Below are 25588 nucleotides of genomic sequence, written 5' to 3' on the forward strand. Positions count from 1 at the left end.
GAGTTCCCCTATCCGCATAAATGTTAAGGAAGGGGGGACGCATATGTTCATTAACTTAAAAATCTCGCGACGAATCCTCTCGTTAGTCGGGATTTTCTTTCTGTTGCTTGTGGGTATCACAGAGCGTTGGTTTATGGAGTCGAATACTTCAGTTTCTAAGCCCATAGAGCAAGTTAATACGGATCAATTGGTGATGGCTATAACGATTAACGTGGATTGGGGCGAGGAATATATCCCAGCTATCCTAGACGAGTTGGATAAGGGTAAAGCCCGTGTAACCTTCTTTGTCACAGGTCGCTGGGCTAAGAAGAACCCAGACATATTAAAAATGATCTCCAATCGCGGCCACCAAATTGAAAACCATGGCTATTCTCATCCTCATCCGGATCGGCTTTCCGTCAGCGCAAACCAAGAAGAAATCAAAAAGACGGAAACTATTATTGAAGAAATTATCGGACAAAAAACACATTTATATGCACCACCTTACGGTGAAAAAGGTGCTTCGGGACTAAGAGCTGCCAAAGAATTAGGCTATCAGACGATTCTCTGGACATTAGATACAGTGGATTGGCGTGCAGACAGTACGCCGGAAATTATTGCCAAACGGATTATTAATCCGGCAATCCGGTTTGGAATCAAACCCAACAAGTCTGGCGCCATTGTTTTAATGCATCCCAAAGCGAATACTGTCAAAGCTTTACCAGTAATTCTCCATCAATTAGCCGTACAAGGATATAGTTTCCAATCTCTTGACGAACTAATAACATATCACCAGAGCGGAGATACTACCTCATGACAAATTAAAAAGTCGAGGTGGTTGAATGATCAGGCTAAAGTGGACGCGTGCTTGGTGCTGCGTAGTTCTTTGTACTATAGTTCTTAGTTTAATGTCGGTGAACCCAGTCTATAGCGCCCCAGCCCAAAAATCTGTGCGAAAACCTGCTGCGGATACAGTCGGAGTTGCTAGGATAACAGCGGATGCGGCTGTTCTAATGGATGTCGCTACAGGGGATGTTCTTTTTAGTAAGCAAGCCCATAAACAGCGTCCTCCTGCAAGTACAACTAAGATCATGACGGCAATTTTAGGGTTAGAGTTAGGGCGGCCAGACGAAATTGTGACCGTTAGTCCGAAAGCGGCGGCTGTTGGAGAGTCATCCTTGTATCTCGATCCAGGAGAAAAGATCAATCTTTATGAACTTATTACCGGGGCACTGGTTCGTTCAGGAAATGATGCATGTGTTGCAATTTCCGAGCATATCGCTGGAAGTGAAGAGCAGTTTCTCAAGTGGATGAATAGGAAAGCTTTGGCCCTAGGAGCACAGAATACACACTTCGTAAATACCAACGGCTTACCTCGGAAGGAACATTATTCTACGGCTTATGATCTGGCCTTAATGGCACGCTATGGGTTGCAAATTCCTCAGTTTGTTTCCATTACCCGTCTTAAGGAAACTGAGATTCATTTCATTGAGCCTGACGTGATGATGGATCTGCGTAATACGAATAAATTGCTCTGGAACTACCCTCATGCTGACGGTGTTAAAACTGGCACAACGACTGCAGCAGGAAAATGCCTGGTTGCCTCCGCTACAAAAGAGGGGCGTCAACTCTTAGTCGTTGTTCTGAATGCACCAGATCGGTTTGGAGATGCTAAGAAACTTTTAGAGTGGGGTTTTCAGAACACTGAAACCGTTCATCTGGCTAATGCAGGACAGATTATGAGCGAATTTCCCAGTGTCATCAAACCCGTATCAGTCTTTATTAAGGATCCAATCGATGTCAGCCTATCAAAAGTTGAACGTAAGAACCTACAAACCCGTGTTGTGTGGGAAAAAACGACCAATCTTCCAGTTCGAGCTGGAGAACGTCTTGGACGTTTAGAGATATGGCTTAGAGAACAAAAATTAAACAGTGTGCCATTGCTCAGTGAAAATGAAGTAGCTGAAGAAGGGTCTTTAAGTCGATTATTTCCTTTCAGTCAAGGAAATAAGAGGGAGTGAATTAGTTGTATCAAAAAACACTGTTACCTAATGGAGTTAGGATCATTACGGAAGAAATTGAACATGTGCGTTCCGCCGCTTTTGGGATATGGGTGGGAGCTGGTTCTCGGGATGAACTTGAAGGATATGAAGGAATCTCACACTTTATTGAACATATGTTTTTCAAAGGCACTGAAAATCGAAGTGCTCGTGCCTTAGCGGAATCCCTCGAGGCTGTTGGTGGTCAATTAAACGCTTTTACGACGAAAGAATATACTTGTTACTACGCAAAAGTTCTGGACGAGGACCTTGATCTAGCCATTAATGTTTTAAGCGACATGTTCTTTTGCTCGCTCTTTGATGAAAAGGAAATCGAAAAAGAGAAGAACGTAGTAATAGAAGAAATAAAGATGTATGAGGATTCCCCGGATGAAATAATTCATGATATCTTTTCAGAACATGTTTGGAATGATCATCCGTTAGGAAAACCAATCTTAGGGACAGAGGAGAGCATTAGGTCTTTGAGTCGAGAAAAAATCATGCATTTCCTTTCAGAACACTATGCCCCCGAAAATGTCGTGATCGCTGTGGCGGGAAGAATTAAGCATGATGAAGTCGTGAAGAAACTATCCACTCAATTCGGGACATTTGAGAGAGGTGGACGTCGGGTAATTGAAGGAACTCCCTCAGGTTTTAAAGTGGAACATTATCAACAGAAAGAAACAGAACAGATGCATATTATCTTGGGAGTACCAGGTCTCAGCCAAGATGATGAGGATATCTATGCTATGCATATTTTTAATAATATTTTAGGTGGAGGGCTCAGCTCCCGCCTATTTCAAGAGATTCGTGAACAGCGTGGATTAGCCTATTCCGTATATTCGTATCATTCTACGTATGTTGATACGGGGTTATTCGCGGTCTATGCGGGTACGAGTCCCAAGAATACTAAAGAAGTCATCGAGTGTATTCTAGAAGAGCTAATGAATATAAAACAAAAAGGGATTAGTGCAGAGGAATTAGACAGGACAAAAGCGCAAATAAAAGGCGGCCTATATCTTGGTCTAGAAGCAGTAAGCAGTCGGATGAGTCGACTGGGCAAGACAGAACTTACCTATAACCGCGTACTATCCCCAGAGGAAGTCGTAGAAAAACTCAGTCGAGTAACCTTGGAAGATGTTTTGCGCGTCGTAGGGCGCCTCTGGCAAAAAGATAAAATTAGTGTCATGACACTAGGCCCAGCGGGGCATGAAGTGGTACTTTCCGATTTATTAGAGAAAATAGGCTGGGAATAAAATCGTGGTTTGAAGTTCGAAGTTCGAAGTTCGAAGTTCGTGGTTCGAATAGCGAACATCGAACTTCGCTTATGTCAAGGAGGATTTTTTTAATGTCAGACTCTATCACGGTCAAGGTAAAAAGAATGGCTAATAATTCCTTGGCCCTTCCGACATACGCGACGGCTGCCTCCGCAGGTGTGGATCTTAGCGCGGATCTCAGCGAACCCATCACGGTGAGCCCAGGAGAAAATGTTAAAATTCCAACAGGACTGGCTATTGAGCTCCCAAGTCAGTCTGTTGTAGCACTGGTCTTTGCGCGGAGTGGTTTAGCAAGTCGACACGGCATAGGTTTAACAAACGGTGTGGGTGTGATTGATTCGGATTACCGTGGAGAAATTCAGATCTTGATTCAAAACTTGGGAACCCAACCTGTGACTATTAAGCCTGGGGATAGGATAGCCCAAATGCTATTTATGCCGATTTTCCACGCGAACTTTGTAGACGTTGCTGAACTTCAGGAAACACCCCGAGGAGCGGGTGGGTTTGGCTCGACGGGAATATAAACCTTTTTAGAGATAGGAAAACTTACTTGAGGGTGAGTTTTAACTTCATTTTTTAGGGTTTCATGTTCTACGCAAGTTTGTCAGTTCATACAATCCCCTGAGGGGGAGTGAAGATGCAAGCCCTTGGGGTTGTGCTTTTGATCATGGGGATTGTCCTTTCAGTAAGGGAACGAAAGTATAGGATGATGTGGCGATCATCTCAGACTACACCAAATCAACTTGCAACTGTCTTAAGCCAATTAGTTGGCACGGCAGGTGGAATTTACCTATCACTAGAACTTTTATTCTCCTTCTTGAAAATACCGGAAGATTGGTGGAGTAAATCCGAATTTTTCGTTGAGCCACTTGCGGCGTTTTCCTTATTGCTGGCCATTCTACAACCATTCGGATTGAAAGCTTGGACGAGATTGCGGAAATAGGGAGAGGATAGGATGCTTTTAAGTGATCTTGCTGGTAAAGAAATTATTAATTTGTATGATGGAGCGAAACTAGGCTTAGTAGGGGATGCGGATCTGGATATTTCCTTAAGTGGCTCTGTTGAGGCGATTATTCTTACTTCACGGGGAGGATTTTCAGGCTTTTGGGGATCAAAAGGAGATCGCGAACGTGAAACTCTGGTGATCCCTTGGCAAACGATTAAAAAAGTAGGGTCTGAGGTCATTATCATCGATTTACAGAATAGATCTGAAAGGATTCGTTAAAAAATTCAATTTGACAGAGAACCAGATACCCAATAAAATGAATGGAAAAGCTGTAACCCCGCCTTGCATTATGCAACGGGGTTTTTGCCTTATCATTGCAGGAGGGGTTTCATTGAAAAAAATTCGAGTTTTCGTATCTGGAGCATGTGGAAAAATGGGTCAAGAACTGATCCGCTCTCTCTTAAAAGAAGATGATCTCCTTCTGGTTGGAGCTTCTGATACCAGACATCAGGGAATGGATATAGGCTTTGTTATTGGCGCTCCGAGAGTGGGTGTGGATATCACTGGCCCCCTTGATCAAGAAATCTTACGTTCGACACGGGCGGATGTCTTGGTTGATTTTACAAATCCCCAATCCGTCTTAAAAAATTCAAAAATCGCAATTATGGCAGGAGTGGTACCAGTTGTAGGAACAACTGGTATGGATGAAGCAGAGATTGGGGAAATCCGCGTCCTTGTTGAAAAAGAAGGGGTGGGGGCGTTCATCGCATCCAATTTCTCTATCGGCGCAATTTTAATGATGCGATTTGCTAGGGAAGCGGCCAAGTTTTTCCCCAATGTTGATATTATTGAAATGCATCATGATCAAAAACTTGATGCTCCATCGGGGACGGCTTTGAAAACAGCTGAGGGGATATTAGAAGTCCGTAAACCTATGGTTCAGGGACACCCGAATGAGTACGAGAAACTCCCTGGAGCTCGAGGTGCCGATCTTGGTGGGATTCATATTCACTCTGTGCGTTTGCCGGGTTTAATCGCTCATCAAGAAGTTTTATTTGGAGGGTTAGGGCAAGCTTTAAGCATTCGACATGATGCATTCTCCAGAGAGACCTACATGCCAGGAATTATATTGAGTATTCGCAAAGCGGCAGAATTAACGGATCTCGTGATTGGGCTCGATAATTTCCTCGATTAGATTATTTTGAGCGTAACCGCAGCCTGCATACCCTCATATAATGGATAGTAGTCAATGGGACACTGTCTCAAAGGGGGCAATAAAATGAGTGCGGGTCTTAAAGGAATTCGTTTAGCGGTAATCGGAGGAGACGAGCGTGAAATTTATTTAATTTCTGAACTTCAGAAACTGGGAGCCTACATAGTTGGGGTCGGATTCGAAAAGGCTTCTCCCATTTCGGGATTGACACTTGCGCCATCGCTTGAAGAGGCAGTCGGCCAAGTGGATGCGTTGCTTTTTCCGATGTTCGGCACTGACGAACGTGGGGTTGTCAAAGCCAAATACTCTGATTCACCTATTGTTTTGAACAAAAAAGTTCTGGAATCTATACCAGTGCAGGTACCACTGATCATAGGTTTCGCGCGACCAGCTTTGCGGGCGATTGCAGACAATTTAGGTATCCAATTAATAGAAACCGTTAACCTAAATGAACTGGCTATCCTTAATTCTATTCCTTCCGCAGAAGGAGCCATTCAAATGGCAATGGAGGCTACAACGATTACGATTCATGGTAGTCAAAGCTTCGTCATTGGATTAGGGCGGTGTGGTTGGACTCTGTCCCGTATGTTACAAGGCATTGGAGCACATGTGACCGGGGTTACTCGAAAGCCTTCGGATTTAGCACGCGCTGTAGAGATGGGACTTCATGCTGTACATTTAGTCGATCTGATGGATGAGATCGGTCGTGCGGAACTAATTTTTAACACGGTTCCTTATCCGATTTTAGATCGCATGATGTTAGAGAAGGTTGCGCAGGATGCGGTCATCGTGGATTTGGCATCAATTCCGGGAGGGACGGATTTTGAATACGCCCAGATGCTGGGTATTAAAGCTCTTCTTGCTCCGGGTCTTCCGGGTATAGTAGCTCCGAAAACCGCCGGACGAATTCTAGCTCAAATTTATCCGCAACTTATTCTTCGTCACTTGACCACAGTGAACACTACTTGTAAAGTGGAGGTGTGAAAGGATGAAGTTTGAGGGGTTAAAAATTGGGTTTGCGATCACAGGATCACATTGTACAATCCATGAAATTATTCAGGTCATGAAACATTTAATTGCAGAAGGGGCAGAACTAACGCCAATCATTTCTTATTCTGTTGATAACGCTGACACACGATTTGGAAAAGCAGAAGAATGGAAGCAGCAATTTCGGGAGATTACGCATAAGGAATTGATTAATACGATTCCTGAAGCAGAGCCGATTGGGCCCACCAAGATGTTTGATTGTGTGGTTATTGCTCCATGTACAGGAAATACCCTCGCAAAATTGGCTAACGGAATTATAGATACACCCGTGCTCATGGCAGCAAAATCTCATCTTCGAAATCAGAGACCTGTAGTTTTGGCGATTTCGACCAACGATGGGCTCGGCTTAAATGCTCGTAATATTGGGACCTTACTCATTACGAAAAATGTTTACTTGGTACCCTTTGGGCAAGATAATCCGGTCGTTAAGGCAAATTCTCTCGTGGCACATATGAATCGAGTTCCAGAAACAATCCTCATGGCCTGTGAGGGAAAGCAAATTCAACCAGTCCTTGTGGATTACCGGGTGTAACATGCAGCAGCCTAAGGTGCCTTGCCATTTCGTAGGGCACCTTGCCCACTAGGCCTGATTCCAGACAAATTTAAGGAGGAACATAAGTAATGTCTAATGTAGCAATTGTTGGCGCCACAGGCGCTGTAGGACAAGAGTTTCTTAAAATCCTTGCTGAGCGGAAGTTTCCGGTTAATGAACTAAGGTTGTTAGCATCAAAGCGTTCTGCAGGAAAACGCATTACATGGCAGGGTCAGGAACTTGAGGTTCAGGAGACGACTCACGAGAGTTTTAAGGGGATAGACATTGCTCTCTTTGCCGGTGGATCAGCTAGTACAGAATATGCCCGTTCTGCTGTGGACAGTGGAGCAGTGGTCATTGATAATAGCAGTGCCTTTCGGCTTGACCCAGAAGTGCCGCTTGTCGTGCCTGAAGTTAATCCAGAAGATGTCTTCAGTCACAAAGGGATTATTGCCAACCCTAATTGTTCCACCATTATTATGGCAGTGGCACTTAAGCCGATTTTTGATTTAGCTGGAATCCGTCGGGTGGTTGTTTCAACTTATCAAGCAGTGTCTGGAGCCGGACGCGAAGGCATTGAGGAACTGGAAGCACAGGTTAAGGCTTGGTCTAATGGAGAAGAACTCAAATCCTCCGTTTTTCCCTATCAAATTGCCTTTAACCTTGTTCCGCGGATTGATGTATTTCAAGAGGGAGACTATACCAAAGAAGAGTGGAAGATGGTGAAGGAAACTCAAAAGATATTCCACGTACCCAATATGGCGATCACTGCCACAACGGTACGGGTACCAGTATTCCGTAGTCACTCTGAGTCTATCAACGTGGAGACGGATCGGTTAGTCAGTGTCTCAGAAATTCGGGAGGCCTTGAGTAAAGCTGCTGGCGTTATTGTAATCGATGATCCAGGGAAGGACCAATACCCCATGCCTTGGTTTAGTGCGGATAAGGACGAAGTCTATGTAGGGCGCTTGCGTCAAGACTTTTCCATCCCTCAGGGCTTCAACTTATGGGTGGCTGGAGATCAAATACGTAAAGGTGCGGCAACGAACGCCGTGCAAATTGCCGAGCTTTTACTTTAATCCTAGTGTAGTTCGTAGTCCGAGGACGTGGTTCGAAATGAAGTCTGAAAGGCCTGTGTTTGAGGCTATCAACACGATCATGTGGCTAGAAGCTCAGATTTAGTGGTCTAAAGTTCTTTGTATAGAGATTAGAAGTAGAAGAAAAAAGTTACAAGTAAAAGATAAAAGTTCGAGGCTGGAAGTTCGAACCACGAATATCGAACCTCGAACCACGAAATGGGGGGTTGGAGTTGCGTATTGTAGTCCAAAAATTTGGTGGAACCTCCCTAGCTACTGCAGAGCTGAGGGCCCTGGTGGCCTCCAAAGTCTCAGAGGCTGTTCATAGCGGATATTCTCCGGTGATTGTCGTTTCAGCTATTGGCCGTTCTGGAGACCCCTATTCAACGGATACGTTTCTGAACATGGTAAAAGGGATACATCCGGATTTGCCAAAACGAGAGTTAGATCTTCTGATGAGTTGTGGAGAAGTGATTTCTGGAACAGTTTTGGTGAGCACGTTAAATAGTATGGGACTAAAAGCAGTTCTCTTTACAGGAGGGCAAGCAGGAATTATTACGAATAATGATTTTGGGGATGCCCGAATTATTAGGGTTGAGCCAGGAGAGATACTCGAACAATTGGCGGAAGGTAAAGTGGTGGTCGTGACTGGATTCCAAGGAGTCACGGAGAGTGGTCAGATTACAACACTTGGACGAGGAGGAAGCGATACGACGGCTTCCGCCCTGGGGGTCGCGCTCGATGCGGAAACAATCGATATCTACACCGATGTTGAGGGAATTATGACCGCAGATCCTCGAATTGTTGAAGATGCTCGAATTTTAGATACGGTCACCTATAACGAAATATGTCAGTTGGCCTATCAGGGGGCTAAGGTTATACACCCACGTGCTGTAGAGATCGCTATGCAACGAAATATACCGCTGAGAATTAAATCGACCTTTTCGGATGCACCGGGAACCTTGGTTACTAATATGCATCCCGATCGTGAAGTGGGAACGGATATTACCAGCGACCGTATTATTGCCGGAATTGCCCACACGCCAAGTGTTACTCAACTTCGAGTTTTAACGTTGAATGATCCCGACATTCATCTAACGGATAAACGAATCTTTAAAGCAATGGCGCTAGCAGACATTAGCGTAGATTTTATCAGTGTACAACCGGAAGCAGTGCTGTATACGGTTTCAGACGAGATCGCCGCCAAGGCCGTTAGTATTCTACAGAATATGGGTTTTTTACCGGACGTTGTTCCCAGTTGTGCTAAAGTTTCTATTGTAGGAGCAGGAATAGCTGGCGTACCAGGTGTCATGGCTGATATGGTTGAAGCGCTATCCGATGCAGGTGTGACCATCTTGCAATCGGCTGATTCACATACAACGATCTGGGTGCTAGTTCATAAGGAAGATATGGTGACAGCAGTACAGGCTTTACACAGAAAGTTCAAATTAGAAGTTTAGAAGCAAAATAAGAAAACCACTTGCTAAAAGTGGGTGTCTCGGAACTGATTAGATTAAAACAAAAGTGGGGAGAAAGGATGAGAAAGATGTCTTTAGGAAGAATCTTGACAGCCATGGTAACTCCCATGAATGAAGCGTTAGAAGTCGACTATCAAGAAGCTATACGCTTAGCTCAGCATTTAATCGCCCATGGATCAGATGGGGTTGTGGTTTGTGGAACGACGGGAGAATCTCCAACGGTTACGGATCAGGAAAAAATAGAGCTTTTTAAGGCAGTGAAAGGGGCTCTGGGCTCAAAAGCAACCGTCATCGCAGGGATCGGGTCCAATTCTACCAATTCCAGTATTGCGCTCGCCCGCAAGGCTGCGACAACGGGCGTAGATGGACTGATGGCCGTTGTACCCTATTACAACAAACCTTCTCAAGAGGGGATGTATCAGCACTTTAAGGCGATTGCTGAGGCAACGTCTCTACCCTTGATGCTCTATAATGTACCAGGCAGGACCTCAGCTAATTTATTGCCTGAGACTGTGAAAAGGCTTTCTGAAATCCCCAACATTACCTCATTAAAAGAAGCAGCGGGTTCGATGGATCAAGTTAGTGAATTAAAGCGATTGTTGCCTTCTGATTTTGCGGTCTACAGTGGGGATGACTCGATGACCCTACCCATGTTAGCCTTAGGGTGCAGCGGAATCGTTAGTGTAGCAGCTCATATCATTGGAGATGAAATGAAAGAAATGGTGGATGCCTGGTTTGCCGGAGATACGGCCCAAGCAACAAAATCTCATCTTGAACTCTTTCCAGTCTTCAAAGGCATATTTATTACGGCAAACCCGGTTCCTATTAAAACCATACTGAATATGATCGGGATTAAAGCCGGGAAAGTTCGCCTTCCACTAGTCGACGCGACAAACGAAGAGATCAAGTTTCTTGAAAAGCTTATGAGTGATCATAAGCTGATGAAAGTAAGTAATACTAACAAACAAGCACACGTGTTTTCCGAATTGAAGGTAGCCTCTGAATTGGGTCAGCCAATTGTTTAGAGCTGTCTATAATGTTATAGACAAGGTGATCAAATTCAAGACTAGATAGTCAGGTCAAGGTAACAAAGAAATTATTAAAAAAACCCGTAATATATAAAATAAGATAGAACCTCTGCTACAACAAGCAGGGGTTCTATCTCGATTACTGGTCAGAAATTATCAGGTTTTCTTTATATCCTGAGTTAATCTTCGATGAGAGTAAACTTCCATCCACAATAGAATTCTTCAGGGTGGGGATCTGGTGGACATGCAATACAAGTCGTCTTTATCCGAGGGTCAATCGTAGAAGCGAATAAAGAGTATTCAACCTCTCCTACGGGTTTACAAGGATGGTCGGGAAGATTTTTACGTTTCCGGGCTGACTGGACACGGCAATCCTTCATGTGGAATATCAAAGTATGATCATTTGGTCTAAAGCTTTCTTGTTCATTTAGAAAGGCATAAAGCCTAAATTTCAAAGCTCTTTCCAGTGCGTCAAGTCCCCCATTCTTAGTTAACCCCAAAAAGGCCATCACGCGTTTAGCTTCAAGGACCGTAAACCTTCGCCAAGCTTCAACATCACGCCCAACCGCTTCTTCAATTCCGTGCGCTTGCTCAATGGCTTGGAACCAAAGCCCATCGTGGGCCAACCAACGCTTAGCAAAGTCCTCCAAGAGCGCATGAGCTTGTTCTAGGGTAAGGTCTTCTTTAGAGTTTAACATTCGAGTCACCCTTCTTCCTTTACCTTAGGTAGAAATAAATGGCATGTTTTATAATAAAAGCATTCTCTGCTTGCCTTGAAATTCCTGCCTCTAAAATAATTAAAGTCATCACCTTGAAGGGCGATGACTTTAACGATGAAGTCTTAAAATTAAAAAGTCGCAGAATTATTTATTTCCAGGTTCGTAGAAAGCGCACTCTGCTTCACGGTCCATCAAGCTCGAAGTAACGCTAAGGGTCTCAAGCTGACAGTGTCCATCCTCGTTATGGCTACATTTGACTGCAGAACAAATAACATTGGTCATGATTTTTATCCACCTTTCTAGACAGCATTGTTTCTATAGTTCCCGAATTCTAGAAATTTATACGTAGTATCTGTCAGATAGAGGAATGTAGATGTTTTAAGTGAAGTTGAAGTAACTTGCCAGCCCTCGTTTTTCGCGCTATAATATATTATCTTTATTGTGCGGCTAGTTTCATAGATGATAATCGAAATACTGGCGAATGCTTGGGCGTCATTGTGTTCGTTATGTTATTTCGCGTCTTTTTGTTGTCTTTATTTTGGGCTTCGAAAGAAATCACGGGGATGCCTTAGCTTTTTAGGCACATGCGAGAGATAGAATTAAACAGGAGGGATTTATTTGCCGAAAGAGCATAAATTACAAATTATTCCATTGGGTGGCCTTGGAGAAATCGGAAAGAACATGACAGTAATCCGCTATGATAATCAAATGGTGCTTGTTGATGCCGGATTAGCATTCCCTGACGATGACATGCTCGGTATTGATATTGTGATACCTGACTACTCATATTTGATTGAAAACAAAGAAATGCTGCTAGGAGTTTTGCTCACACACGGACACGAAGATCATATCGGTGCCTTACCCTATTTGTTGAAGGATTTAAATGTACCCTTATTTGGAACTCGCTTGACCTTAGGGATTATTCAGTCCAAGATGAAAGAGAATAACTTGAACAATATCAATGCTACTGTTGTACAGCCACGTGATGTGATTAAGCTGGGAGTGTTTCGAATTGAGTTCATTCGTGTCAACCATAGCATCCCAGATGCAGTAGCAATTGCCATTCATTCGCCCTTAGGAACTATCGTTGTGACCGGGGATTTTAAACTCGACCATACTCCAGTATCGGGGGAAATCCTAGATATTCATAAATTCTCGGAACTCGGTGATAAGGGAGTTTTATGCCTCTTATCAGACAGTACGAATGTGGAAAGAACCGGATTTACGCCGTCCGAAAGTCATGTGGGGGAAATGATTAACGAAGCGTTTCGTAATGCTAAGGATAGAGTGATCCTTGCTAGCTTTGCTTCGAATGTCTATCGTCTTCAACAGGCTATCACAGCGGCTGTTAATACCAACCGTAAGGTAGCGGTTGTAGGGCGAAGTATGGTGAATATTGTAGGGATTGCCGAGGAACTCGGATATCTGGATATTCCAGAGGGAACCCTTATGGATATCGACGAAATTATCAGTTTACCAGGAAATCAAGCCTGTATATTGACTACAGGTAGTCAAGGTGAACCGATGTCTGCACTGACCCGCATGGCAAACCATGATCATCGGCATGTGGCCATTCAACCAGGAGACACGGTGATTATCTCAGCGAGCCCAATTCCCGGTAATGAGAAATCTGTGGCCAAAACAGTGGATCAGCTTTTCAAGCTGGGTGCCAATGTTATCTATGAATCGGCAGAAGGAATGCACGTATCTGGTCACGCAAGCCAGGAAGAGCAAAAATTAATGCTGAGTATGGTTCGACCCCAATATTTTATGCCCGTGCACGGAGAATATCGCATGTTGATCAAACATGCTCAACTAGCGGAACAACTAGGTATTCCACGGGAGAATATTTTTATCACTGAAAACGGTGGAGTCGTTGAGTTTACCCGCCATGGTGCTGCTCTAGGCGGCAAGGTTATGGCAGGTAAGGTGTTGATCGATGGATTGGGGATTGGAGACGTTGGCAACATTGTGCTTAGGGATCGAAAACAACTCTCCCAAGATGGTATTCTAATCGTCGTCTTGACAATCAGCCGTGCAAGCGGAGCCATTGTGGCAGGACCGGACGTTGTGACGCGTGGGTTTGTGTATGTCCGTGAGTCCGAGACTATGTTAGACGAGGCTAAACAAAAAATAAGGCAGACAATGGCGAGGTGTCGGGAGAATCGCGTCACAGAATGGGCGGTCTTAAAGAACCAAATTCGAGATACTTTGAGTAAACATTTTTACGAGAAAACTCGTCGGAGACCTGTGATTTTGCCAATTATTCAAGAAGTAGAATAGTAGATAGTTTGAGAGCCTTCTCCTTCACGTTTATGTGAAGGGGAAGGCTCTTTTTTGGGGGATTATCAAAAGTGATGACTTGCTCTTCGGAGATATTATTAAAGCTCGGTTCTTGATCTGCTTTCTACTGCAAAGCTCTAGGCAAGTGATAATGTTTCACAATTTCAAGTTCAAAACTTAGAAGACCAAAGATAAGGCTGTATAGGGATAGCCCGAAAACTGCCAGGTAGACAAGGTAAAGGGTTGTGTACTGCCCCTGGATAGTATAGAGCCCTTTGTATGGAATATTTTCCTGGGGGGCTTGCAAAAATAATCGGTGGCGTTCAATATAATCTTAATAAGTATACTTATTTAAGGTCTATCATCAAATTAGCTTTAAGTAGGTTATCTAAATTTGATAGGGGGTAAAATTATGTTGGATCTTCTCTATAGACGCCGAAGTATTCGTAAATATAAATCCACAAAGTTAGACGTTAGCACAGTCCAATTACTTCAGAACGCGGCGTTATTAAGCCCATCCTCGCGAGGATTCCAACCATGGCAATTTGTAGTGGTAGATGATTCAGAGATTTTGGCTCAATTAGCATTGGCGAAGAAGGGCGCTGGGTTTTTGAAGGGTGCCGCCTTAGGCATTGTAATTTTGGCAGACCCAACGATAAGTGATGTCTGGATAGAAGACGCTTCCATTGCTGCAACGATTCTGCATCTAACTTCAGAATCTTTAGGATTAGGATCTTGCTGGATTCAAATTCGGGAACGCCAGTATACGGAAACTGAAACCGCTGAACAGTATGTGCGGAGGATTTTGGGTATTCCTGAGAACCTAAAGGTAGCATCAATTATTTCCATAGGCTATCCCGATGAGGCCAAGACGCCTCATATGGAGGGAGATTTAGGGTTTGATAAGGTTCATCTGAATAAGTTTTAAATAGAACTTTAGAATCTTTTTATAAAATTTTTATAATTGCTTTAAAACGAGTTTAAAACCTCCCGCTATAATCAATTTGTAAGCAAAAAACAGGGAGGTCGTTTAGATGAGTAAACTGAAACTTATGTATGATGTAGTTTCCATAATGAAAGAGAAGGAGGTAATTAGTGGCGTTTTTCAAGCGGAAGCCAAGAAAGATCAACTACAAATAGTTGGCTTTACGAATGAATTTGAAAAGAATCTTTCCAGCGGTGAGACCAAAGTCAAAATTAGTACAGAACTGGACTGTGATGGCAAGAAAGTGAAACATGAAAGCCAAACCGAGTTTACGATGCAGGACTGCTGCGCTGGGCATAGGCATCATGGCTTTATGAAACATATGCATCATAACCACCACAATAATTGTCAAAACAATAGGGATTTAAAATGTGGAGGGTTTAAAGGGAAATTAACGAAACTGGCGTTTGTACTAAGTGTATTTAATCAAATTAAGGTTGATGAGAAAGACGATAAGTCCGATATTACAAGATATGAACGTCTAAAAGGCAAAACAGTAGCTTCTGAAATAATAAACCACAGAGGCTTGGAGATAAATACAGCATCGCATAAAGTCTTTGTTAATGGTAAAGAAGTTCAAATGACGACAACAGAATATGGATTGCTAGTGTTTTTTGCCACAAATCCAAATATTGTTTTTAGTAAAGAACATATTTTCGAGACTATATGGGGGAATGAATACTTTGGAGATAGTGCAACCGTACCTGTTCATGTACAAAAGATAAGAAAAAAGATCGAAAGAGACCCTTCAAATCCAGAATTTATCGAGACTTTATTGGGGAACGGGATACCGATTTAATTCCTAAATATAAAGAAGGGCTTTGCTTGTGTGTGAAGCAAGGCCCCTTCTTTTATACCAGTCAGAAGCATAAGTTTCGGGTGGGTCCCTTCTCGCCATCACGGCGCCTTGCCATCCATGGCGGTGTTCTAATCTCGAACGTCCTTGTTCGAGTCATGGCGGCGCTCTAATCTCGAACGTCCTGTTCGAGTCATGGATTCAAGGACACTCGACCACCCTTGGTCAGCGCTTGGCACTAGCCAAGTTTTCTTTATTCTTTATACTAAAGGTTCTCGAAATCGAGTGAGAGTAGTCGTGCCTCCTGGGGGAGATTGATTTAACATCTCCGTAATAGCCTCGCAGAGGCGGTAAATCCCTTCTCGAATCGTTGTTTCCGAATGACGACAGAAACAAAGTCTAATCCGGTCTTTCCCTCCAGAGTTAACATAAAAGGCATTCCCTGGGACAAACGTCACTTTCTTTTCCGCTGCTTTGGTAAGCAGTGCTGCGGCTTTCATGCCAGGCGGCAGTTCACACCATAAGTAAAAACCACCTTCCGGCACTGTCCAGGATAAGCCCTGAGGCGCAAACTCCTTTAAAGCGGTCACCATAGCATCACGTTGACATCTATATTGTTTTCTTACGATTAGAAGGTGTTCGTCCAGCAGTCCTCGTTTGCAAAATTCTGTCATAACCCACTGAGCGGTTGTGCTAGTATGGAGGTCAACGTGCTGTTTGGCAAGGGATAATTGCTCTAGTACTGGAGTAGGTGCCACACACCAGCCGAGGCGAAGTCCAGGAAATAGTATTTTGGAGAACGTTCCCAGATAGATTACATGTCCATACTCATCTAAAGACTTAAGGGAAGGGAAGGGCTGATTTTCGTAAAACAGTTCGCTATAGGGATCATCTTCCACGATAGGTACATGGTATTGATAGGCCAATTTAAGAAGCTGTTGCCGTCGCGCCAGACTCGTGGTTATTCCGGAAGGATTCTGGAATGTCGGAAGGGTGTAGATGAATTTAGGCCTATGTCGTGCTAAGATTTGTTCTAAGACATCTATTCTTAAACCTTCCTGATCTAATGGTACAGTAAGGATATGGGCGCCTGATGCCTTAAAAACACCAATAGCTCCAAGGAAAGAAGGTTCCTCCATTACGATGTAATCCCCTGGCTCCAAGAAAACCTTAGTTAGAAGATCAAGACCCTGTTGAGAACCGGAGGTCATTAAAACAGTCTGGGCTTGGGTGCGTATGCCCCTCTGACTAAGCCAATCTGCTATATATTGGCGCAGAGGATAATGTCCAATGGTAGGTCCGTATTCGAAGGCTTGCCACTTGCCAGGGCGCATTACGTCCTGGCTTATTTGACCAAATTCCTTAAGCGGATAGTATTCACCTGCTGGCGATCCCAAGGCGAAAGAAATCTGATCCTCTTCACCAATCTCATCCAATATTGACGCCAAGACGGGATTATGCATGCGCTCAGACTGTCTGGTATAAAAATTTTGCCAAGATATTGGCTGTATAGGCACACCTAGTGTCTCAGAATCGTTGGCATTTGTAAAACCGTCATGAGCAGGGCCTACTGGCTGGGGGGGACTTACGATGGTCCCTTTGCCTACGTGTGGCTGAATCAATCCATCGGCTACCAGCTCATGGTAGGCATTGACCACGGTGGTGCGATTGACGCCTAACGTGGTTGCCAGCTTTCGCTCAGGAGGAAGGCGGAAACCGGGAGGAAGATCATTAGCTAGGATGAGCTGACGAATCTGGCTCCTGATCTGTAAGTAAAGCGGCGTCTTACTGGAACGGTCTATGTGCAGTTTCATGATTCGTTTTCCCCCAATTCCATGCACGAAGCGCGATGCGCGATGTGTGAGCCATGATGCATACACGAGGTACGAGGGTGCAGGGCCCTTAATTCGTGCCTCGTGCTTCGCGCTTCGTGCTTCGTGCATCGCATTACAGTATATTTGCCAAGAGTTTAATTCCCTGTTGTATTTGCAGTGGTGTAGGGTTGGAAAAATTTAATCTCATGCTACTGTAGCTTCCTTCATGTGTGAAAAAATGGGCTCCCGGAACATAGGCTACATTACCAGTCAAGACAGAGGGCAGGAGGTTAACCGTGTCATATTTCTCTGGTAGGGTTAGCCAAATAAACATACCTCCGGTTGGCTCGGTCCATATGGCTTGATTGGAGAAGTTCTCCTGGAGTTCGCTGAGCATAAGATCTCTGCGTACTTTATAGGCTTGACGAATCGTTTCGATGTGTTGGTTGGCGTTAAAATGGGTTAGGTAGTAGTGGGTAGCCCTTTGTAAGAGAGTGCTGGTGTGCAAATCAGTCCCTTGTTTTGCTACCACGAGTTTGGCTATCAGGCTCTTTCCAGCAACGATCCAACCGAGTCGAAGTCCGGGGGCTAGTGTTTTAGAAAAGGTACCAAGGTAAATCACCTCGTCCTCGGTCGAGAAAGACCTGATAGCTGGTAAGGCAGAACCTTCATAGCGGAGTTCACCGTAGGGATCATCCTCTATTATGGGAACACCGTACTTACTCGCTACGCGGAGAACTGCCTTTCGTTCTTCAATAGTAAGGGTGGTACCGGTAGGATTCTGATAAGTGGGAGCAAGGTAAATGAGCTTGGGACGGTTCAGCTTTATAGATACTTCGAGAGCGATGTCATCAATTCCTGCCGCATTTGTAGGAATGGTCGCAAAATTGGCCTGGTAACTACGAAAGGTTTGGATGGCTCCAAGATAACTCGGGTTTTGAAGGAGCACTACATCCCCAGGATCAAGAAATAGCTTGGCTATGAGATCCAATCCTTGTTGTGAGCCGTTGGTAAGAAAAATGTTATCTGCTTCGGAGGGGATCCCCTTAGCGCGCATTTGGTGGGATATCTTCTCACGTAAGGGTAAATATCCTTCGGTAGTTCCGTATTGGAGCACAGAAGGGTCGCCTGCTCCAAGAACTTGAGCATAAGACTCCCTGATTTCGGAGAGTGGAAATAACTCTGGGGCCGGAAGACCACCAGCAAAAGAAATGATGTGCGGTTGTTCAGCAAGTTTTAAAAGTTCACGAATCGCTGAATTTTCCATGTGAGTTACCCTTTTGGCATAGGTATGTTGCATAACTAGGTTCCCCCTATCAAGTTTTTAACTTATTATAGGGGCGAGATTGGCACTTGAAAACATCCAATTGGATGATTGTATATAGCATCCAATATTCAGTTCTACTACTAGTTAGTCGATGTTAGGTAGATTAACCCGAATTTTATCATGGGCAGTCGGAAAAAATGGAAGGTATTTGCAGCAGCATGGAGAAATAAGTAGTTAGACTTTTCGGTTATTGTAAGAAAGCAAAGAAAGAAAGTGACGCTGATGATTTTTGAACCACTAGGGATTTATAAAGTGAAATTACCCTTGCCATTTAGATTAAATCATGTGAACTGTCATGCAGTAAAAGGAACACTTGGTTGGTGGCTCATCGATGCGGGTCTCAGCCGGGAGGCTACAGTTGAAGGGTGGATGCAGTTTTTTGAAGAACATGCTATTAAGCCTTCAGATATTAAAGGAATCTATCTAACTCATTTTCACCCGGACCATTATGGATGTGCAGGATGGCTTCAGAATTACTCAGGTGCTCCAGTCTATATTGGGGAAATTGATGCCGATCGGATAGAACGCTACTGGAAAGGTAAATACGCTATCCTAGATGCGCTGGACACCTTGTTTAGAGATAATGGCATGCCTAATGATATCGTTAAAGAGACAATCGGTTCCGTTGATAACCTGATTCGTTATACATCTCCACATGCAGAGCTGACAACCTTAAAGGCAGGCCAGGTGGTGACAATAGGGGATTTCGAATACCAAGTCATCTTGACACCAGGGCATACGGATGGACATATCTGCTTTTATAATGTAGAACAAGGGGTACTCTTATCAGGGGATCACCTCTTGCCTGAAATTTCGTCCAATATTAGTTTGTGGCCCCAAACCGGCGCTGATCCTAACCCCCTAGAAAACTTTCTGCTGGCCATCGACAGTATCCGGAGCTTGAATTGTAAATTAGTTTTGCCCGCTCACGGCAAGCCGTTCTCCACGGTTGAAGAAAGAATCAGTCAATTAGAGGCTCACCACAAAGCGCGCTTGCAAGAAATGAAAGACTGTATTGGCAGTGGTGCGACAGCTTATCAAGTCTGCCAACAGGTTTTTAGACAGGACCTCAGCTTTCATGAGCTGCGTTTCGCCATGGCGGAAACCTTGGCTCACCTCGTGTATTTGACCTATAAAGGTGAATTAAAGGTTTTCACTAAGGAAGGAATCGATAATTATTGCCTTAGTGTATAATTATTTTTTCACACAGAGAATGGTTAGAAAATGCCCTTCATGTTTCACGGACATGAAGGGCTTATGTATTATCTTGAATATTGTTGGCAGGGCAAACTATGCCTTTACGAGCATCTGATTAATTGAAAAGGGACTACAAGCAGCATAACAGATACTATGTTGCTTGATGTCTTCTGATACAAGAATAGAGGGCGTTTTCAAGTGCTATGAAGGTAATATACTGAGGAAAGCGACGTCAATGAATAAATTAACTAGAATGAGTTAAAGAAAGATGTTTTCGAATATGTTTGAATCTGGAGGACATTCTATGAAGATAAAAGTTAATCGCTTTTTTTGTCTTAGGCAAAAACCTTAACATAGAGATAAGATGCTGTTCATCATCTCTACTAACGGAACGCTGGCGCAAGTGGTGTTTGCCAAATAATTCTTCGGATACGATTTCTAGGTTTAGCTTAGGACATCGTTGATAGATAAAAAATCGCTCACCTTGGGAAAATTGGATAAAGAGGGTATTAGGATCTTGATTATGAATGCCAATTATTTGCAGAGGCTGAGTTTTATCGATTTTAGACCACCCTGCGTACAGGTTCTGAATTTCAGTAATAGCTTGTGTAAAACAACTCGGGCAAATTGAATATTGAGCGATTTGAGCTTGATTATCGCTTGGATTAGGGTTCGCGAAGAAGTGCTCTCGTTCATAAACCTTAAGCTTTAAGGCCTCTGAAGTAGAATCCAACTGCGATACAATGACTAAGTCTACAGGACCTAAATCAATAATGCGGTTGGGTACCAATATCTCTTCCAAGCATTTAGCCCCCTTTAAGATTCATTTGTGATTTAGTTATTTCCACATAAAGGTGTCTTTAGCCGGCGAATTGAGTTCCCATAATATATTGTTATAACAAAATTCTTAGCTTAGCACCTAAAGTGAGTAGGAAGATTTATCCGATTTTACTATGCGACAATCATGTTTACTCAGCCGTAACCTTTTTTTAGACTTTAGGGGTCTTAGTTACCACGCAATCTGATTTATAGAACAAGCAATATTATTAGTTCAAATTAAATGACAACGAGCTTATGTAACAAAAGAACGATATATTCCAATCGGTTATTGCTACCATAAGAGAAAATAATTCTAGCGAATCGTATTGACCGCTTGGTCAAAAGAGGTGTATAATCCTATCATCGTTGATCATAAGCGGTTGGTAAAAGGAGTTTTACAAGGAGCGATAACATTGTACCGTAATTTTGAAAATCTACATGAAGATAAAAAGCAAACAATTTTAAAGGCCTGTATCCATGAATTTGCCGATAAAGGATATGATAAGGCGTCAACGAACTCAATTATTAAGGAAGCTGCAATTTCTAAAGGAATCCTGTTTCATTACTTTAAGAATAAACAAAGTTTATTTTTGTATATTGTCGATTACTGTATTCAGAAAATGCTTGATGAGTTTGAAAAATACCCCTTAACTGAGACGAGGGATATCTTTCAAAGATTGAGTGAACTGGGAGTGATTAAGCTTAAAATAGCCCGTGAATATCCATATATTGTAAAGTTGTTTATGGAAGGACTTGTGAATTCTCCTCAGGACCTGCGAGCGGAAATTGAACAGAAATACATTCAAGTCTCCAAGGAATCTATGCCGATGTTTTTTAAGGATATTGATTATTCAAGGTTTCGTAGTGGAGTGGAAACATCTAAGGCCATCGAAATAATTATGCTCTTTTTAGGGGCACTTGGAGAAAAATATCTCAAGGATTATAAAGGTAAGGAACAAGATTTGTTGCAGAATTACGATAAAATCATGGCAGAGTACATGGAGTATTTGGAAATTTTAAAGTATGGGATGTATGATTAGAATTGAAGAACTAAATACAATAACTAGGTACTAAGAAACGTAGAACAAGATAGTTTATATTTTCTGGGAGGTGAGACGTAATGGATGTGCTTATGGAAGGAAAAGATCTCCGCAAGGTTTATCGGACTGGCGAAGTAGAAATTGAAGTCTTAAAGGGGATCAACTTCCAAATCTTCTACAGAGAATTCATTGTCGTATTGGGTCAAAGCGGCTCTGGCAAGACCACGTTGCTGAATATTATCGGTGGAATGACCCAGGCGACAACAGGTGAGCTTTATTACAAGGGACAACCCCTTCATGAGATCGATAACCAAGAACTTACTTTTTATCGACGCAATGAAGTAGGCTTTGTCTTTCAAAATTATAACTTAATGCCAAATCTCACAACTTACGAAAATGTAAGGTTAGCAGTGGAAATCGCTCAAAATCCGCTCTCCGTCATGGATATCTTACGTGAAGTAGGTCTTGATGCTTGGGCGGACCATTTTCCATCCCAGCTCTCTGGAGGCCAGCAGCAGAGGGTTGCTATTGCTCGGGCCATTGTCAAAAACCCAGAGCTGCTGCTCTGTGATGAACCGACGGGTGCCTTAGATATTCAAACTGGGATTCAGGTTTTAAAAGCATTACAGAAGTTAAACCGTGAATACCATAAGACGGTGATGATCATTACCCATAATGTAGAAATCGCCAAAATGGCGAACCGGGTTTTTTATTTAAAAGATGGGCTGCTCGATGATGTTAAAGTCAATGAACATCCACTTTGTCCCGAGGATATATCATGGTGATGCTCAGAAGAAAGACATGGAGAGATATCAAAGAGAATAAAGGGGTCTATTTTGCCTGTATTATGGTCATCGCCCTAGGCTTGCTCATTTATACAGCTATGTCGAACAGAACATTTACTTGCAGCACCAACAGATTCATTAACAACGACAACAGCAACAGCTAGCAATGATCTTACACTAACAGTAAGTGGGACAACTAAGTCAATTAGTTTGGCAAATGCCACATATGATCTAACTACTCCTGGTGCAGGAGGCGGAGCTTTAGATCAAGCTGATTTCTTAGTAGATCTTAATGCAAAATTAGATACAGCTTTCGGTACTGGTAATATAACGGCATCCTTTGATGGATCCGATAAACTGATCTTTACAAATAATGGATCAGGAACATCAAGCACGATAACAAATATTTCTGGTGGCGCAGCAGCAACACTTGGATTAACAAGTACTACTTATGCACAAGGAACTGAAAATAATCAACTTACAGTTACTCTTAACGGAACGCAAAAGACAGTTTCGCTAGCAACAAATGATTATAGTACAGGTGGAACCGATGGTGCTGATGACTTTGCAGCAGACATACAAGCCAAGCTTCAAGCAGAAGGTGGAGCCTTTGCAAACATCACAGTTGGGTTTGATAGTAATAACAAAATGGTATTTACAACAGCTAATAGTACTGATACATTTTCTGTAGATGGTGGCGGTGCAAAAGCTCTTGTTGGAAGTACATTCACGGCTGGAACAGCGGGGACAGGAAACAATGATTTATCTCTGACAGTCGGAGGAGTTACCCAAGGAATTACGTTAGCTGATGGTAACTATGATTTCTCAGTTGCAGGAAATAGAACTACTTTCTTAGCAGATATTAATGGTAAATTAGATACAGCTTTTGGTACTGGCAATGTAGCTGCAAGCTTTAATGCATCTAATAAACTCGTTATTACTGATAATGTAGCGGGAACATCGAGTACTATAACTGATATTTCTGGTGGCGCAGCAGCACCACTTGGATTAACAGGTACTCCTGTACAAGGAACTGAAAATAATCAGCTAACAGTTACTATGAACGGAACTACCAAGACAGTTTCTTTAGATACTGTAGATTATAGTGGTGGCAATGGTGGAGCAGATGCCTTTGCAGCGGACATTCAAACCAAGCTTCGTGCAGCAGATGCAAGTTTTTCAACCATCAGTGTTGGCTTTGATAGTAGTAATAAAATGGTATTTTCAACAGCTAGTAGTACTGATACTTTAACAGTAGATAGTGGGGGAGCGAAAGCACTTGTTGGCACCAGCTTTACAGATGGAACTCAAGGATCTGGTAACAACACGTTAGATGTTACAGTTGGCGGTGTAACTAAATCCCTTACCCTTGCTGATGGAAACTATGAGTTTGCTGATGCGACCACGGGCGCGGCCGATCGAACCGCATTCTTAACCGACCTACAGGGCAAACTTGACACTGCTTTCGGTTCAGGTAATGCTACAGCCACCTTTAAGCCTAGCGGATCTGCCTTTGATCCTAGACAGCAGCTAGTTATCACGAATAATCTGACTGGAGAAAACAGCACAATTGGCAACAGCACAGGTAGTGCATCGTCCGCTTTAGGCTTAAGCTCAGCTACACTAGAGCAGGGCAGAAACGACAATCACACGGGATCAATTGCAATAGACGCGCACACTGTTAATATTAGCTTAACTGCTGGAACATACACAGCAGAGGACCTTGCTACCGAGTTACAAACTCAGATTAGAGCAGCCCACGCAGATCTTGCTAATGCAACTGTAAACTTGGCTGATGGTAAGTTTGAAATAAGTTCTGGTAATACTGGAACAGCAGGTACTGTATCTATCAGCTCTGATGAACTTGCTAAAACCTTAAAGTTGACTGCAGCAGATGGTGCTGTTAGCACTGCAGGTCAGAATGCCGTAGACAACGGACTTAAGCTACAGGTAGGTGCTAATGCTCAGCAGACCATGGGCGTTGACATTTCCGATATGCGCAGTAAAGCCTTAAGTGTTAGTTCTGATAGCACGGGTACGGTAATCGCTGACGATGGGCAAGTTGCTTCCTATGTAGCTTCGGCCAATGTAACTGATGGTACAAACAATGACACTACCGAATATTCACTTGATGTATCCACTGCCGCTAAGGCGACTGCAGCAATTAGTGTAATTGATGATGCTATTACTAGCGTCTCAGCTGAACGTTCTAAGCTGGGTGCTTTCACGAATCGTCTGGAGCACACCGTCACCAACCTAGGAACTTCCAGTGAGAACCTGACTGCCGCCGAATCCCGCATACGCGACGTAGACATGGCTAAAGAAATGATGCAGTTCCAAAAGAACAACATCCTTTCCCAAGCAGCACAAGCCATGATGGCACAAGCCAACCAACAGCCTCAAGGCGTTCTTCAACTGCTCCGTTAATCGGTGTAGAAGGAAAACACAATACGGGTATTTTGAGAAGACTAAGAGCCAGAGACTTGTTCTCTGGCTCTTTTAATACAATGAGCCTTACATTCCGGAAGGGATCTATGCGGAATGCGAATAGCAACGGCTTGCAGAATGCGCATACAAAAGGAAATGGATAGCATAAAAAACCGTATACAGCGGTGGCTGAAAATATACTTTCCCCGAGCATGGAGCCGTATTTGGAAAGTTCGATGCCATAAGCAGTATGCTGGTGCTGCAAGAGGCCCCGCTGCCCAATGATATCGAAAAACTTGGAGCAGAAGGAATAAACCGAATTTGGAGAGACAACAAACTGAGGGCAGTTGGAATGAAAAGAGCTAAGAGCCAGAGAATTAGTGATGTTGACATTAGCGCCGGTAGTAGTTGGCACAATTAACCATGATAGTACATAGATTAAAATCTAGAAGCTATTTCAGTTAAAGAATGGCTAAAGATTATAATAAGACACTTGACAATAACGAGAAGTAGTATAGAATAGTTAAAAATGCTAAAATGACGATGAGAGGGAATAGTACAGTCCCAGTTTCCATTCTAGAGAGCTGCCGTTTGGTGAAAGGCAGTAATGGAATAGGATTGGAACTCTTCCTCGAGTAGCCGACCGAAATTGGATTAAAGTAGGCTCGGACGGAGCTTCCACCGTTAAAAGGAAGGAGATATCGGAACTTCGATGTTCGAAGTTCGATGCGCGTAGTTCGACCATGAAGTTTTTTCGTGCGAACACGTACAACGAACCACT

The 25588-nt window shown here is 43.3% G+C and carries 22 protein-coding genes, 3 pseudogenes and 1 other annotated feature (1 of these 26 cut by a window edge); of the genes and pseudogenes, 20 read left to right on the plus strand and 5 right to left on the minus strand.

What is annotated here, in order from left to right; genetic code table 11:
- Positions 1–43: 43 nt before the first annotated feature.
- From ACYQ3Q_RS16570 to dapA, 12 genes are all read left to right on the plus strand, one after another.
- On the plus strand, positions 44–796 hold the full coding sequence (locus ACYQ3Q_RS16570) for a polysaccharide deacetylase family protein (protein ID WP_459929641.1): 753 nt from the start codon (positions 44–46) through the stop codon (positions 794–796).
- Between the two features lie 25 nt (positions 797–821).
- Complete coding sequence (locus tag ACYQ3Q_RS16575; protein WP_459929642.1) at positions 822–2000, plus strand: D-alanyl-D-alanine carboxypeptidase family protein; 1179 nt, start codon at positions 822–824, stop codon at positions 1998–2000.
- Between the two features lie 5 nt (positions 2001–2005).
- Positions 2006–3274, plus strand: a complete 1269-nt coding sequence (locus tag ACYQ3Q_RS16580) for a M16 family metallopeptidase (RefSeq protein ID WP_459929643.1) — start codon at positions 2006–2008, stop codon at positions 3272–3274.
- 92 nt (positions 3275–3366) lie between these two features.
- A complete protein-coding gene (gene dut, locus ACYQ3Q_RS16585; protein ID WP_459929644.1) occupies positions 3367–3819 on the plus strand; it encodes a dUTP diphosphatase in 453 nt (150 codons plus the stop codon).
- Positions 3820–3932: 113 nt separating this feature from the next.
- Positions 3933–4238: a hypothetical protein gene (locus ACYQ3Q_RS16590; protein WP_459929645.1), complete on the plus strand. Its 306-nt coding sequence runs from the start codon at positions 3933–3935 to the stop codon at positions 4236–4238.
- A gap of 12 nt (positions 4239–4250) precedes the next feature.
- Positions 4251–4520 carry a YlmC/YmxH family sporulation protein gene (locus ACYQ3Q_RS16595; protein ID WP_034143051.1) on the plus strand — a complete coding sequence of 90 codons (270 nt, stop codon included), beginning with the start codon at positions 4251–4253 and terminating at the stop codon, positions 4518–4520.
- A 112-nt stretch (positions 4521–4632) separates the two neighbouring features.
- Positions 4633–5436 (plus strand): 4-hydroxy-tetrahydrodipicolinate reductase, encoded by an 804-nt coding sequence (gene dapB / locus ACYQ3Q_RS16600; RefSeq protein WP_459929646.1) that lies wholly within the window; start codon positions 4633–4635, stop codon positions 5434–5436.
- An 84-nt stretch (positions 5437–5520) separates the two neighbouring features.
- Positions 5521–6438 (plus strand): dipicolinate synthase subunit DpsA, encoded by a 918-nt coding sequence (gene dpsA, locus ACYQ3Q_RS16605; RefSeq protein ID WP_459929647.1) that lies wholly within the window; start codon positions 5521–5523, stop codon positions 6436–6438.
- Between the two features lie 4 nt (positions 6439–6442).
- Complete coding sequence (locus ACYQ3Q_RS16610) at positions 6443–7033, plus strand: dipicolinate synthase subunit B (protein WP_459929648.1); 591 nt, start codon at positions 6443–6445, stop codon at positions 7031–7033.
- 89 nt (positions 7034–7122) lie between these two features.
- The gene (locus ACYQ3Q_RS16615; protein ID WP_459929649.1) at positions 7123–8112 is read left to right on the plus strand and encodes an aspartate-semialdehyde dehydrogenase; all 990 of its coding nucleotides are present in this window, start codon (positions 7123–7125) and stop codon (positions 8110–8112) included.
- Between the two features lie 230 nt (positions 8113–8342).
- The gene (gene dapG, locus ACYQ3Q_RS16620; protein WP_459929650.1) at positions 8343–9569 is read left to right on the plus strand and encodes an aspartate kinase; all 1227 of its coding nucleotides are present in this window, start codon (positions 8343–8345) and stop codon (positions 9567–9569) included.
- Between the two features lie 86 nt (positions 9570–9655).
- Positions 9656–10612 carry a 4-hydroxy-tetrahydrodipicolinate synthase gene (dapA, locus tag ACYQ3Q_RS16625; protein ID WP_459929651.1) on the plus strand — a complete coding sequence of 319 codons (957 nt, stop codon included), beginning with the start codon at positions 9656–9658 and terminating at the stop codon, positions 10610–10612.
- Positions 10613–10794: 182 nt separating this feature from the next.
- On the opposite strand, the gene ACYQ3Q_RS16630 is transcribed toward dapA, so the two are convergent.
- Together ACYQ3Q_RS16630 and ACYQ3Q_RS16635 are read right to left on the minus strand one after the other, a co-directional pair.
- Positions 10795–11313, minus strand: a complete 519-nt coding sequence (locus ACYQ3Q_RS16630; protein WP_459929652.1) for a DUF6125 family protein — start codon at positions 11311–11313, stop codon at positions 10795–10797.
- Between the two features lie 165 nt (positions 11314–11478).
- Positions 11479–11616, minus strand: coding sequence for a DUF1540 domain-containing protein (locus ACYQ3Q_RS16635; RefSeq protein WP_459929653.1), 138 nt, complete (start codon positions 11614–11616; stop codon positions 11479–11481).
- Positions 11617–11952: 336 nt separating this feature from the next.
- Between ACYQ3Q_RS16635 and ACYQ3Q_RS16640 the strand changes: the two genes are divergently transcribed.
- From ACYQ3Q_RS16640 to ACYQ3Q_RS16650, 3 genes and pseudogenes are all read left to right on the plus strand, one after another.
- A complete protein-coding gene (locus ACYQ3Q_RS16640; RefSeq protein ID WP_459929654.1) occupies positions 11953–13617 on the plus strand; it encodes a ribonuclease J in 1665 nt (554 codons plus the stop codon).
- A gap of 412 nt (positions 13618–14029) precedes the next feature.
- Positions 14030–14545, plus strand: a complete 516-nt coding sequence (locus ACYQ3Q_RS16645) for a nitroreductase family protein (protein ID WP_459929655.1) — start codon at positions 14030–14032, stop codon at positions 14543–14545.
- Positions 14546–14651: 106 nt separating this feature from the next.
- Positions 14652–15408 (plus strand): annotated as a pseudogene (locus tag ACYQ3Q_RS16650) (winged helix-turn-helix domain-containing protein).
- 250 nt (positions 15409–15658) lie between these two features.
- On the opposite strand, the gene pdxR reads toward ACYQ3Q_RS16650, so the two are convergent.
- Positions 15659–17212, minus strand: coding sequence for a MocR-like pyridoxine biosynthesis transcription factor PdxR (gene pdxR, locus ACYQ3Q_RS16655; RefSeq protein WP_459929656.1), 1554 nt, complete (start codon positions 17210–17212; stop codon positions 15659–15661).
- 133 nt (positions 17213–17345) lie between these two features.
- Positions 17346–18512, minus strand: coding sequence for an aminotransferase-like domain-containing protein (locus tag ACYQ3Q_RS16660; RefSeq protein WP_459929657.1), 1167 nt, complete (start codon positions 18510–18512; stop codon positions 17346–17348).
- A 249-nt stretch (positions 18513–18761) separates the two neighbouring features.
- On the opposite strand from ACYQ3Q_RS16660, the gene ACYQ3Q_RS16665 reads away from it, so the two are divergent.
- Complete coding sequence (locus ACYQ3Q_RS16665) at positions 18762–19733, plus strand: MBL fold metallo-hydrolase (RefSeq protein WP_459929658.1); 972 nt, start codon at positions 18762–18764, stop codon at positions 19731–19733.
- A 247-nt stretch (positions 19734–19980) separates the two neighbouring features.
- On the opposite strand, the gene ACYQ3Q_RS16670 is transcribed toward ACYQ3Q_RS16665, so the two are convergent.
- Positions 19981–20538, minus strand: a complete 558-nt coding sequence (locus ACYQ3Q_RS16670; RefSeq protein ID WP_459929659.1) for a hypothetical protein — start codon at positions 20536–20538, stop codon at positions 19981–19983.
- Between the two features lie 430 nt (positions 20539–20968).
- On the opposite strand from ACYQ3Q_RS16670, the gene ACYQ3Q_RS16675 reads away from it, so the two are divergent.
- The 4 genes and pseudogenes from ACYQ3Q_RS16675 to ACYQ3Q_RS16690 all read left to right on the plus strand — a co-directional run.
- The gene (locus tag ACYQ3Q_RS16675; RefSeq protein WP_459929660.1) at positions 20969–21595 is read left to right on the plus strand and encodes a TetR/AcrR family transcriptional regulator; all 627 of its coding nucleotides are present in this window, start codon (positions 20969–20971) and stop codon (positions 21593–21595) included.
- 80 nt (positions 21596–21675) lie between these two features.
- Positions 21676–22380, plus strand: coding sequence for an ABC transporter ATP-binding protein (locus tag ACYQ3Q_RS16680; RefSeq protein ID WP_459929661.1), 705 nt, complete (start codon positions 21676–21678; stop codon positions 22378–22380).
- Positions 22381–24504: 2124 nt separating this feature from the next.
- Positions 24505–24807 (plus strand): annotated as a pseudogene (locus ACYQ3Q_RS16685) (flagellin); the annotation flags it as partial.
- 76 nt (positions 24808–24883) lie between these two features.
- Positions 24884–25177 (plus strand): annotated as a pseudogene (locus ACYQ3Q_RS16690) (IS110 family RNA-guided transposase); the annotation flags it as partial.
- A 164-nt stretch (positions 25178–25341) separates the two neighbouring features.
- Positions 25342–25588 (plus strand) — a binding site (T-box leader) (it continues 92 nt past the right edge of the window).

The organism is Desulfosporosinus burensis (genome assembly GCF_054657535.1).